The organism is Paenibacillus sp. FSL R7-0026, from assembly GCF_038004485.1.
GTDB classification, from domain to species: Bacteria; Bacillota; Bacilli; order Paenibacillales; family Paenibacillaceae; genus Paenibacillus; species Paenibacillus xylanexedens_A.
This window is the reverse complement of the sequence record NZ_JBBORG010000002.1, coordinates 316,887-329,493: the sequence shown is the minus strand read 5'-3', so window position 1 is coordinate 329,493 and position 12,607 is coordinate 316,887. Positions and strand designations below refer to the sequence as shown.

Below are 12,607 nucleotides of genomic sequence, written 5' to 3'. Positions count from 1 at the left end.
TCTCTAATAAAGCAATGGTTCTTTTATAAATTCCTGTGCAATCCGTAAGAAAGATATAGCTATAGCAAAATCCCCTCAAAGTTCACTCATTTCCTTATGCTACCACACAAGGCTTTTCAAAGAGTAACTACTTTAAGGGGATAATTCTAGCTGATCATATATTATATTTTCTATTACTGAATATAGGAGTTACAACGATTATTCGTCCAGAGGTTCATAGTCAAACCAATCGAAACTTGCAGGCGTACACTCCCCCGATGGAGCATAAGCGTACATGGCGATCATCACACCTGTGAAACCACTTGCTACTTCGGTAGATAACAGATGTGTTTCCCCTGAACCCACTTCGATGGCATCGGATGAACCTTGCTGGTAGAGGAACGTGAAGTGATTACGGTCAGCCTTGATTTGTAATACAACCGGCCCCGTGTCACAGTCAAGCACCTGTTCGGTTCGCAGAGAGCCGACGGTTCGCCGCAATACGATTTTCTTCTGCCCATAGACCTGTGTTACAGCCAAATCGTAATGATATTTATCATTCATAAATAAGGTTAATCCAGCTTCCTCACCGCTCGCACTTGGTTCATAATGCAGCTCGGCCGCCATTTCGCATAAGAAATGGCTCAAGCGACGTCCGACAAAGGCTGGATTTCCTCCATCATCGAGTGAAACCGGCTGACCCCGCAGTATGAGTTGCCCGGGATTTTCTGTGAGCGTCCAACTATTCGGAGCCGGGTTCCGTAAGAAGATCCAGTTCATGTCCAAAGTTGGTTCGTCAAAATGATCCCGTATAGCCCGAGGTGACCAAGGATGCTCAGGCAATGAAGGTCCGGTCATCTCTGGTTCAATATGTCCGTCCACACCGATTATCGGCCAACCGTCATCCGTCCAAGTGACAGGTGCCAGGAAGGTCTCGCGTCCCAGATGGTGTCGCATGGGGTAACCTGCTGGACGAAGGCCCAGACATACGGCCCACCAGCTTCCATCCTGGATCTGGACAAGGTCTGCATGACCGGTTGCGTGAATGCTGGATTTCATGCTCCGATTGGACAGAATCGGATTATGAGGACACGGATCAAATGGTCCGTATGGCTCTGTGCTCCGAGCGATGGTCTCCATATGGCCATACTCGGTTCCACCTTCAGCGATCATCAGATAATAGAGGCCGTTTATTTTATACATGTGGGGAGCTTCGGGGGCTGCTCCTCCGGTTCCAGTCCAGATCAATCGACTATTGGTCAGTCTGGCTCCGGTCGTGATGTCTATCTCGCACTGATAGATGCCCTCGCCTTCATTGCCATTACAAGCAGTTTGAAAGTATACACGTCCATCATCATCAAAGAGAAAAGAGGGATCAATGCCGCCCTGATCAACAAAAATTGGAGCAGACCATGGTCCCTCGGGCTGGGCACTACGTACATAAAAATTTCCGCCGCCGCTGACATTGGTTGTTGTCATGTAGAACCAGCCATCATGGTACCGGAGTGTTGGGGCAAAAATACCGCCAGAGCTGCCCGCGTTCGCTAAAGGGAGTTGCTCCGTTGTTGTGAGGACATGGCCGATCTGTCGCCAGTTCACAAGCTCTTTGCTGTGGAAGATGGGCACACCAGGGAAATATTCAAAGGTGCTGGTTACCAGATAATAGTCTTCATCTACACGGCAGATACTTGGATCTGGATAAAACCCGGGAATCACCGGATTGGTATATTTCATCATTATGCTCCTATTCATTTCGAGAGTTTAGTATGAGTCTGAACGTGAACGTATGAAATTTATCCTTGCTACTAGGGGAATTATATCGTCTTTAATCATTCCCAACCTTGATTTTTCGGTCCTCGAATAGCATGATATAGACATTCAACCCAACATGGTTGCGGAGGGGAATGCTTTTGAGTAATGCATATTTGAGATGGTTTACTTCGGATCAACAGTTTCCATTTTTCATTCAGTATGGTGGACACGACCAAGACATGGAGCTTCATAATCATGTGGACTTTACGGAACTTGTCATTGTTCTGAGTGGTCATGCAACCCATGTGGTGAACACCGAGGAATTTTTTATTAAAAAAGGGAACGCATTTGTGATTAATGGGGACACCCATCACGCATATAAAGACCCTCATGATTTTAGAATCTGTAACATTATGTTCAGTCCCGAAATGCTTGCTTCGGCTGGGCCCGATCTGAGAAAATCTAACGGCTTCCAGGCGCTGTTTGTTTTGGAACCGTTTTATCGTAATATTCACTCCTTTCCGAGTAAATTGGCGTTATCCATTTCCAGTCTGGAGTATGTAGAATCGCTGATATCGTTCATGATTGAGGAGTATCAGAGTAAACAGCAAGGGTATCAGACGATGTTGATCTCACGTCTTACGGAGATGGTTGTTTATTTGTCGAGGCAATATGATACGCAGGAGAAAGGGATCGAAGGTAATAATCTGATGCATCTGGCAAATGCCATTTCATTTATTGAAGATCATTATCTGGAGCCACTGTCGCTAGAGGATATTGCGGGGAAGTCGAATATCTCAATAAGGCATCTGAATCGGATTTTTCGATCCTATTATCAGATGACCCCGATCTCTTATCTGCAAAAGTTGCGTCTGGAGAAGGCGTGTCATTTGTTGAAAAACGGGAATCTGTCCATCACGGAAATTTCGTATGAATGTGGATTTAACGACAGTAATTATTTCACCCGCCAGTTTAAGAAAGCCTTTGGCAAGTCTCCCAAAACATATAGACAGACTCATTAATACCTGACCGAATATAAGACACCAAAACAGGGCCTCCTCATATGGAGGTCCTGTCTGCTGTCTCAGGGAAAATTCAATAGTCCAAAAGCCGTCCGTTGTCATGCCACTGACCGTATATTTTATTTTCCTTTGTGTTGGTTATGAACTTATCCAATCTACTCTGGAATAATGCTGGCTGATTCTTAACACTTTGGATCGTATCGATCCGAACGTTTTGATACAGGGCAGGGAAGGCCATGAAATTTGCATAAACCTGATGGTCTTCTTTCAGCCTTTGTTCGATCACACCATCCATAATGAAAGCATTCGGGTCCATAACAGGAAGAACCTGTCTACCCTCGTCATGCATGAAGCCTAACTTTTCAAGACGGCGGACACGTTCCTTGTTCAATTCAGTCCACGAACTGCGTTTCCTTCTAGGCGACAATCTCTGTGCTAATTGAGTCTCGGATATTTTCTTTTTGACTCCATCGATCCAGCCAAAGCAGAGTGCCTCCTCAACCACGTCCAAATACAGCAGGGTGTTCGGTAATGGTTTCAAACTTATAATTACCCAGCAAGATTTCTCGACTGTTCCATGCGTCTGCAACCAATTTCTCAATTCATCCCTCGACATCACGGGTATACAATGTACATTTTCCATCCGATTGTCAACTATACTTGAGCCGGTTCCTGATACCAAAAGAGTGAATAGTCATTCATGATGGAGGCATGCCCCAATTGACGCAGCATGGTAGAAACATTGCCTCGATGATAGGTTCCGTGGTTAACCACATGGATTACGATGTCCGATAAGCTGGTTTCACGAACTCCTGCAAATGGATTATCGAGTAGAATGGTTTGCTCCAGATCAGCTTGGCCTCGTAACCACTCACTGTATTGTGCCGACAGGTCGGTAAAACATTGGATGTACTCATCCACAGTACCGTGAATTTCACTATTGAGTGGTATGCATGCTTGCAGTGCCTCGGGCATACCGGTGCCAGTTAACACCAGATACCACATCTTATCCACTGTATAGATATGGCTGAGTGCGTGAGCAATGGTTGGAAATGAACTGTTCACTTCCTGACTCAGGACAGAAGGGGGCAGTTCCTTTATTCTGCCCAGGATGGTTTGGTTGGCCCATGCGTGGTAGTTATACATTTGTTCCGGATGATTCATTGATGATCGTCTCCTTTAATTTGGCGATAGATTGGGTTAACTTACTGAGATGATTATAAAAAAAGAAGTATGACAACAGCGTGTCATACTTCTTCATAGAGCTTAAGTGCGTTTCGAAGTTGTTCTTTCAGAATGTCTCGTAATTCAATCGGTTCAAGCACCTCAGCGCCACTACCCAAACTAAGCAGAAACGACCATAACCACTTGGCTTGTAACGGTTGATGAACCGAGATACGCATTGTCATACTTCCATCCTCGTGAAATTGCTTATCTGCCTGTTGAAAATGATCCATGGCTTCCGCGAGCGCTTCCGGGTTCACCCGAAATACCACATCACTTACCTGATCTTGCCATGACGGATCTGAGACAACCGTCTCTTTGGGAAGCTCAAGATGGGGTTGAAAGTGTCCCGATGTCAGTTGCACGTTCATCATCCGGGACAGTCGGAACTCGCGATAATCCTGCCGTGTCTGGCAAAATCCATATACATACCAATTACGATATTTAAAATGAAGTCTTACCGGTTCCAAATGGCGGGGTGTATGTTCATTCTTTGTATTGATGTAGTCAAAACGGACAACCTGATGATCCGTAATACCTTTACGCAGATGAGGAAGGGCATCGGGTTCCGTTCGGCGAGTCTCCAGATCCACAGACAGACTTGAGGTTTGATGCTCCGGTCCAATCGTCTGCAGACGTTCAATTGTACCCTGAGCACGTGCATCTTCAAAGACCGTGGAGAGACTGCTCAGGACCGTGATCAGGGAATCCACATCATAAGAACCAAGCAAGCTTTTATCCATCTTGTATCCGTCCATCATGCCGTAGCCGCCTTTGAGTCCCTGATGGGAGACGACCGGGAAGCCGGCGGCACAGATTACATCAATATCCCGATAGATCGTTCTTGGGGACACCTGAAACTCTTCCGCCAAGGTGGAAGCAGACAACACTTCATGGTTCAGCAGTTTGTATATGATTGAGATTAATCGCTCCAATTTCAAAAGGTATCCCCGCCCGTTATTCCATTTTGTCATTACAGGCCATTATTATATCACGCCATGATGAACAAGATGGAGGATTACAGAGGGTCTATAGAAGTCATATCATCCTGTATGTTTTGTTCCAACATGTTTGGACAAGTTCTTAGGTGTGATGAAACAAAAAAAGAGTGCTGGATAGCACCCTTTCTAAGACACATGATTGTTGTAGTGTTGAACAGTTACTTTAGCGGATCGGTCGAATTTAATATCGAGTGAATAGTCAGAGCCGGTTCTACTCTTCTTGCACGTTATAGAGAACCCGAGCGAGCAGATTCTGTCCATAGTTTCCGAAGTTTTTACCGAATATTGTTAATCCCCGTTTATTCAAAGGTCCGTCCGTAACCGCAATGCGGAAGTGAATATCGCTTTTGTAATCCAGCCCAATCTGGTCCAGCGTTACGTCCGAGATGCGGCATCCGTCGATATAGCTGCCTTCCTGTGTAATCCGGATCAGCTTCAGCATGCCGTACTGGTTCAAGTGGGGAGGCCACCATTCCGGATTGAAGGTACCGCGTGTATTGCCAAAATCCCCCGGACTTGTCCAGCAGCCAATCTCAATACCGTTGACATAGAAGTAAATATCCGAAGGGTAATTGTCACAAAAGCCAGGTGCCTCCGAACCCAGTTCCATCGACAACTGAATTTCGCTAAAGGACTGATTAGGTTTGAGATAGTTGGGAATCCGATACTCGAGATAACCTTCAGCCAGCCAGATCATCTCCGCATCAATTCGCAGTGGATCAGCAAAGTACCGCGGATCATCGAACTCTCCAACAATGCTGTCCCGGGTAGCGAGACCACATGTAGGTGCAGCCTGATAATCGCTGTAATGACCGACCTGAATTTCCACCTCATAACGATTGTTAATCTCTTGTGAACGCAGATCAACCATCAATTTTTCCTCATTGAGATAACATATCTTCTGAATTCCATGTTTGCCAACAGCGGTGTTGATCTCGATTAATCCGCTCTCTTCAAGCTTCTTGATATGCATTGTGATAGCGCCATTGCTCAGTCCCAGCTTGGTTGCGAGATCATTGAGATTAAGACTTTGGTTCTTGGCCAGCAGCTCGATGATCTGAATCCGGATTTCCGAACTGAGCGCTTTGAAGATATTCACACCCGACATCAGATCTTTAATATAAATCATAGGTGGATTTCCTTTCCCCGTTCTGAACAAAGTCTTCGACACAGACATTTGCACATTTATATGTTTTATTTCAGATAATTATAAATCATTCCCTCATGGAAGGGAAGGGTGGAGAAATAGAAGCCAAAACCTTTGTGTATAGCGCAAATACGAAAATATAATCTATATTTTGTCCACTATTCCAGTTAAAATAAGTGTTAATCAGTTCACATATATTTGAAATATACCATTGAAATGTAATGTAACCGCTTTTATAATCCTATTATACCTAAATTGATTCATTACTTCATGAACCTAATTAACCATTTGATCAGGAAAGGTGGAGTTCGGTTTGGAAAAGTTAAGCAATGTGAAGAGGTTTAAGTGGAAACGGTTGGCGTTACCAGCATTACTTGTGATGGTATTACTGCTGGCAGGTCAGTCAAAAGCTTTGGCGGCGTTCTGGAATCTGACCGGAGATACCGCCGTTCATGATCCATCAATTATCAAAGAGGGAAGCTCGTGGTACACCTTTTCAACCGGCCCGGGCATTCAAGTGTTGAAATCGGATAATGGGTCGTCCTGGTATCGTGTTCCACAAATCTTTTTAAGTAAGCCATCCTGGTGGGCTTCTGCTGTTCCGGGACAAAGCGGATTGGATGTATGGGCACCGGATGTAGAGCAGTATAACGGAAAAGTATGGCTCTATTATTCAATCTCCACCTTTGGCTCCAACCGGTCTGCGATTGGTCTTGCTTCTGCGAACAGCATTGGAGCAGGGCAGTGGAAGGATGAAGGATTGGTGCTTCAAACCACGACCGCCAATAATTATAATGCCATTGATCCAAATCTGGTCATTGATGCTTCAGGCAATCCATGGCTGGCCTTTGGATCTTTCTGGAGCGGTCTGAAGATTGTCAAGCTGGACAAAAATACGATGAAACCGACGGGAAGTATAACTTCCATTGCTGCGCGCCCGAATAACGGAGGTGCTATTGAAGGACCAAGTATTGTATATCGTGGCGGTTATTATTACCTGTTTGCTTCCATCGATTCTTGCTGCCAAGGGGTGAACAGTACTTACAAAATGGTCTATGGACGTTCGACCAGTATTACAGGCCCTTATGTGGACAAAAACGGAGTTAATATGCTGAATGGTGGCGGAACGATATTGGATACAGGCAATGTGAAATGGAAAGGTCCAGGTGGTCAGGACGTGTACAACGGCAATGTCATCGCAAGACATGCCTATGATGCAGAGGATAATGGCAATCCGAAATTGCTGATTAATGACTTGCTTTGGGACTCGAGTGGCTGGCCGAAATACTGATTTATTTTATATAAATATAAAATGTTTTATAAAAGTGTTGACTAAAGTGATCTGGATTTGATAAATTTAACAACAGAAATCTTATTTCATCCAATTGAATACGGTTACAAGTCCAGATCAGGAGGGGTTCAGATGGTAAAGAAAAAGAGTTGGGTCACATTTATGCTTCTTATGCTGGTAAGTGCACTGGTACTTGCGGGCTGCGGAGGAGGCAGCAGTGCAAGTGGGGACAAGGAGTTAACGTTTATGTTCCGCGGCGGTACAGACGAGCAGAAAGCATACCAGGCGGTGGTCAAGAAATTTGAAGAAGATCATCCGGGTGTGAAAGTCAAAATTATCGTAACGGCTGCGGATCAATATGCAACCAAGCTGAGAGCGGCAATTACAGGCAACAGCTTGCCTGACGTATTTTATATCAATCCGGGCGACGTGAAAGCGTATGTGAACAGCAATGTGCTGATGAACCTCACTTCGTATATTGAAAACAATCCGGATGTTGATCTCGATAATATCTGGAAATACGGCGTGGATCTTTATCGTTATGACGGCCAAATGGCAGGTCAAGGTGACATCTACGGTATGCCGAAGGATCTGGGGCCATTTGCACTGGGCTACAACAAAACGTTGTTTGAAAAAGAGGGCATCCCACTCCCTGACAAGGATAAACCATACACATGGGAAGAGTTCATCAAGGTGAACCAGCAAGCGACCAAGGATACCAATGGAGATGGTAAACCGGATGTATACGGTACTGGATTCAACGTACAGTGGGCACTGCAATCCTTTGTATGGAGCAACGGTGGCGACTGGTTGGATGAGACCAAAACAAAAGTAACGATTGATGATCCAAAATTCGCTGAAGCACTGCAATTCTTCGCGGATATGCAGAACGTATACAAAATTACACCTTCCATTGAGGAAGCGCAAACATTGGATACGTATCAACGCTGGATGAAAGGTGAAATGGCTTTCTTCCCTGTAGGCCCATGGGATATGAGTACATTTGAGAAATTACCTTTCGATTATGATTTGCTGCCATTCCCTGCGGGATCTACTGGTAAATCGGCAACGTGGATCGGATCTCTGGGAATCGGAGTATCCGCGAAAACGAAACATCCAGAAGAGGCAGCAGCATTGGTGAACTACCTTACGGCTTCGAAGGAAGGCATGCAGCAACTGGTAGATGCCAAGGTACAGATTCCAAACTTGCTTGATATGGCAGACGAGTGGGCCAAAGATACATCCACAAAACCAGCCAACAAACAGGAATTCATTGATATCGTTGAGGATTACGGCCGGGCTCTGCCAGGTAACTACACGTACAATGCGGAATGGTATGACCTGTTCTTCACAGACATCCAGCCGGTATTGGATGGCAAGATTACAGCCGCAGACTATGTGAAGCAGCAACAACCGAAAATGCAAAAACTGCTCGACAAAGCGGTTGAACAAGAAAAGAAATCTCAGAAATAGTAGATAGGAAAGGGTGATGCCGGCAGCCTGCAATCATGCTGCTGGCATCATTCGTATTGGAACTTATTGGATTCCATACGGGCATGTGGCATTCGTTGATCGGCAAAGTTCTATCGAAGAATGCCACATGCTGATACTAGAAACAGGGGTGAACGCCGTGATTACGAAATCGAGTTTGTATCGCAAAGAGATGCTGTACGGATATCTGTTTATTTTACCTCCGATTCTTGGATTGCTGATCTTTGTCATGTTTCCGTTCCTCTACTCCCTTTATGGTTCCTTTACGGATTGGGACGGACTGGGACAGATGAACTTTATCGGTTTGGCCAACTTCAAGGATTTGCTCACGGATGACCTCTTCTACAAAGCGATGTTTAATACATTCTTCCTGATGCTCGGTATCCCGATTGGTCTGTTGTTGGCGCTGTTGCTGGCAATGGGTCTGAATCGTAAAATTCCCGGCACAACGACATTCCGTGTGATCTATTACATCCCGGTCATTTCTTCCCTCGCTGCGGTGTCCATCATGTGGAACTGGGCGTACAACGGGGATTACGGTCTGGTAAACCAGTTCCTTGACCTGTTTGGTATCAAGGGTCCAAACTGGCTCGCGAACAAAGACACGGTCAAACCGGCTCTTATTATTATGACGGTGTGGAAGGGTCTTGGATACACGATGTTATTGTACTTGGCGGCACTGCAAAGTGTATCACGTACATACTACGAAGCGGCTGAGCTGGATGGAGCCAATGGGTTCCAAATCTTCCGCAATATCACCTGGCCTATGGTGAAGCCAGTTACCTTTTTCCTCATTGTTACAAATATCATTGGCGGTTCTCAGATCTTCACTGAGATGAACATTATGACACCTACGGGTGGTCCTGAATATTCTTCGGCATCAATCGTTTTCTACATCTGGCAGAAAGCCTTCAGTAACTTGCAGATGGGTTATGCCTCAGCGATGGCCATGATTCTTGGTATTTTCATTTTTGTCATTACCCTGGTGCAATTCAAAATGAACGAAAAATCAGCCTATGATGGGGATTGATTGTCAAGGAAAGGAGTGAACCGGAGATGTCTTACAGTCAAAAGAGGAAATTAACAAACTCGATCATCTTTATCGTACTTGCGATTGGGGCGATTGCGATGATTGCACCACTGATCTGGATGTTGTCCACGTCATTGAAGGAGAAGCAGGATGTGTTCGCGCTTCCGCCTGTATGGATACCTGAAGTATTCCAATTTGGAAAGTATAAAGAAATCTGGGAAGCAGGACCGCTACTCAGCGGGATCAAAAACAGCCTCATCGTTGCGGTGAGTGTAACGGTGGTGGGTACGTTTACGTCCAGTATCGCTGCCTTTGCTTTTGCCAAATTAAGATTCCCGCACAAAAACAAACTGTTTCTTGCGTTGCTGGCATCCATGATGATTCCTTATCCAACAGTTATGATCCCGCAATTCATCATGTTTGCGAAGCTGGGCTGGGTGGATACGCTGTTACCACTGATTGTTCCTGGCCTGTTCGGTAATGTAATCATGATCTTCTTCCTGCGTCAATATCTGCTTAGTGTGCCAGATGCCATTATTGAGGCGGCCAAAATCGATGGAAGTTCCTACTTCCGGTTGTACTCCAGTATTACGTTTCCGCTCATCAAACCGGCGATTGCTGCACAGCTGATTCTCTGGTTCATGGGTATCTGGAACGATTATCTGGCACCGATTATTTATCTGAATTCACCGGAGAAGCAGACGTTACAGCTCGTTATAGCGAACTTTAATGCCACGTATGCGATTCAAACCGATTACCCACTTATTATGGCGGCGTCGATTGTGGCTCTGTTACCTGTATTAATCATCTTCCTGATCTTCCAGAAACAGATTATTGAATCGGTTGCCATTTCAGGAGTGAAGGGATGAATCAGCGGAAGAAATTCCGACGGTGGTCGAATTCAGGAAAAGGAGTGGTTGCTTCCATGTTGTTATTGTTGGTTGTTGGAGCTACAGGTTGTTCCGGAGAAGGAGCAGGAGAAACGGTTTCCCGTCCGGTCTTTCCTGAAGCTCCTCAAGATACTCAGCTGTATGACACATCCATACTGGATGATGAATCCCGTTGGACGGTGAACAATGCGCATGATCCGGCCATTATCAAAACAGACCAGGGATACTACGTCTATTCCACAGACGTTCGTGTAGCAGGAGAAGCGAAACCCGGCGTCATGGTACGCAAATCAGATGATCTGATTAACTGGACATGGGTAGGTCAGGCTCTGCCCGGTATTCCGCAAGAAGCGCTGGATTGGACAGGTGCAGTCAATCTGTGGGCACCGGATGTGATTCAGGCTGGTGATACCTATCGGATGTATTATTCGGCTTCTTCTTTTGGCAGTACCCAGTCGGCTATTGGTCTTCAGACATCCTCATCTCCCGAAGGTCCATGGACAGATGAAGGACTGGTTGTGAAAACTTCTGCGAATGAACAGGACAAATTAAATGCCATTGATGCCAATCCCATCGTAGATGCCGAGGGCAATTCGTGGATGGTATATGGTTCATTCTTTGACGGAATATATATTGCTCCACTCGATCCGGAGACGGGGAAATTTAAGGACGAGGGTTATGGTACACGCATTGCCGCTCGGGATCGTGCTACCGAAGAAGGTGCAGTCGAAGGTCCTTACATTGTGTATAACCCGGAGTTCAAAAAATATTATCTGTTCGTCTCCTATGATTCTTTGTTCGAAGATTATAACGTGCGGGTTGCGCGTGCCGATTCAATCACAGGGCCGTATACCGACATAAACGGCAATAACATGCTGGATACAGAGTATCTGCCGCAATATGAGATCGGAACCAAAATTCTCGGCGGTTATCGTTTCACAGAAGGCGAGGGCTGGGTTGCGCCTGGACATAACTCCGTGTTGAAGGACGGAGACGATTATTACATCGTGCATCATGCACGGGGTGAGACGGATAAAAACTGGCCATATCTGCATGTACGCAAAATGTTATGGACGAAGGATGGCTGGCCTGTGGTTTCACCTGAACGTTACGCAGGTGAGACTACACAGGATATTCCGAAGTCCATGATTGCCGGGGAGTGGGAAGGCATGGCGCTTGATCCGTCCATGGACGGGCAGATTCAAGCCGTGCCTTATACCCTAACAAGCAACGGTAAAATTAAAAGTGAAAAAGGTTCAGGAACCTGGACATTTGATGGCAAACAAACATTGACACTGAAGTGGAAAGAAAGCCCATGGGGCGGAGCTTCCACGGAAGAGTTGAAGCTGCTCCCGTCCTGGGACTGGGAGCGAAGCCAGCCCGCGCTGGTAGTGACAGGTCTTGATGACCAGGGCGTGGCGGTCTGGGGCAAGCAGATCAGCGCAGCGGAGGAGTAAGGGTGCGAACCCGAGGTTGCATGGCTGGCTCATAACATTGCGGCCAGCCGTGCACTTGGTGGGGAGAGTTGACCGTGCGAAGCGGTCAACCCATAAGACCGAGCCAACAAAAAGGCTCGAAATGAGGTTGTAACCCAGCGAGCACGGTAAGAGCGAGCAGCAGCGCCAAGGTGCACAAGCAGAGAGGGGGAGGAAGGAGCCGCAGGAGCGAGTTTGGCATCCGATTTCAACCGCCAAGAGCGGTGGGAAAAAGAAATCGGAGGACAAGAGAGCACCAAGGCCCTACCACCCCCGAGCGTCCGCTGTGAATGCAAGCTGTGCTA

At 46.2% G+C, this 12,607-nt stretch carries 11 protein-coding genes; 6 read left to right on the top strand and 5 right to left on the bottom strand.

Annotated features, from left to right (window positions below):
- Positions 1 to 198: 198 nt before the first annotated feature.
- Complete coding sequence (locus tag MKY44_RS30440) at positions 199 to 1,713, bottom strand: glycoside hydrolase family 43 protein (RefSeq protein WP_341010318.1); 1,515 nt, start codon at positions 1,711 to 1,713, stop codon at positions 199 to 201.
- 176 nt (positions 1,714 to 1,889) lie between these two features.
- Here MKY44_RS30440 and MKY44_RS30435 point away from each other — a divergent pair, with 176 nt between their 5' ends.
- Entirely contained in the window at positions 1,890 to 2,753 is an 864-nt protein-coding gene (locus MKY44_RS30435) for a helix-turn-helix domain-containing protein (protein ID WP_076251351.1), read from the top strand.
- A gap of 73 nt (positions 2,754 to 2,826) precedes the next feature.
- Here the strand turns inward: MKY44_RS30435 and MKY44_RS30430 are convergent, their stop codons facing one another.
- The 4 genes from MKY44_RS30430 to MKY44_RS30415 all read right to left on the bottom strand — a co-directional run bounded on the left by MKY44_RS30430 (position 2,827) and on the right by MKY44_RS30415 (position 6,107).
- A complete protein-coding gene (locus tag MKY44_RS30430; RefSeq protein ID WP_341010249.1) occupies positions 2,827 to 3,396 on the bottom strand; it encodes a YdeI/OmpD-associated family protein in 570 nt (189 codons plus the stop codon).
- Positions 3,397 to 3,407: 11 nt separating this feature from the next.
- Positions 3,408 to 3,917, bottom strand: coding sequence for a DinB family protein (locus tag MKY44_RS30425; RefSeq protein ID WP_341010247.1), 510 nt, complete (start codon positions 3,915 to 3,917; stop codon positions 3,408 to 3,410).
- Between the two features lie 83 nt (positions 3,918 to 4,000).
- Complete coding sequence (locus MKY44_RS30420; protein WP_341010245.1) at positions 4,001 to 4,918, bottom strand: helix-turn-helix transcriptional regulator; 918 nt, start codon at positions 4,916 to 4,918, stop codon at positions 4,001 to 4,003.
- Between the two features lie 271 nt (positions 4,919 to 5,189).
- Positions 5,190 to 6,107: an ArsR/SmtB family transcription factor gene (locus MKY44_RS30415; protein ID WP_017690213.1), complete on the bottom strand. Its 918-nt coding sequence runs from the start codon at positions 6,105 to 6,107 to the stop codon at positions 5,190 to 5,192.
- Between the two features lie 397 nt (positions 6,108 to 6,504).
- On the opposite strand from MKY44_RS30415, the gene MKY44_RS30410 reads away from it, so the two are divergent.
- The 5 genes from MKY44_RS30410 to MKY44_RS30390 all read left to right on the top strand — a co-directional run bounded on the left by MKY44_RS30410 (position 6,505) and on the right by MKY44_RS30390 (position 12,284).
- A complete protein-coding gene (locus tag MKY44_RS30410; protein ID WP_051154000.1) occupies positions 6,505 to 7,416 on the top strand; it encodes a glycoside hydrolase family 43 protein in 912 nt (303 codons plus the stop codon).
- Between the two features lie 132 nt (positions 7,417 to 7,548).
- A complete protein-coding gene (locus tag MKY44_RS30405; RefSeq protein WP_341010244.1) occupies positions 7,549 to 8,889 on the top strand; it encodes an ABC transporter substrate-binding protein in 1,341 nt (446 codons plus the stop codon).
- Positions 8,890 to 9,046: 157 nt separating this feature from the next.
- Positions 9,047 to 9,937: a carbohydrate ABC transporter permease gene (locus MKY44_RS30400; protein WP_036611613.1), complete on the top strand. Its 891-nt coding sequence runs from the start codon at positions 9,047 to 9,049 to the stop codon at positions 9,935 to 9,937.
- Between the two features lie 26 nt (positions 9,938 to 9,963).
- Complete coding sequence (locus MKY44_RS30395; RefSeq protein WP_036611483.1) at positions 9,964 to 10,806, top strand: carbohydrate ABC transporter permease; 843 nt, start codon at positions 9,964 to 9,966, stop codon at positions 10,804 to 10,806.
- Between the two features lie 56 nt (positions 10,807 to 10,862).
- Positions 10,863 to 12,284 carry an arabinan endo-1,5-alpha-L-arabinosidase gene (locus tag MKY44_RS30390; RefSeq protein WP_341010316.1) on the top strand — a complete coding sequence of 474 codons (1,422 nt, stop codon included), beginning with the start codon at positions 10,863 to 10,865 and terminating at the stop codon, positions 12,282 to 12,284.
- The last annotated feature ends 323 nt before the right edge of the window (positions 12,285 to 12,607 follow it).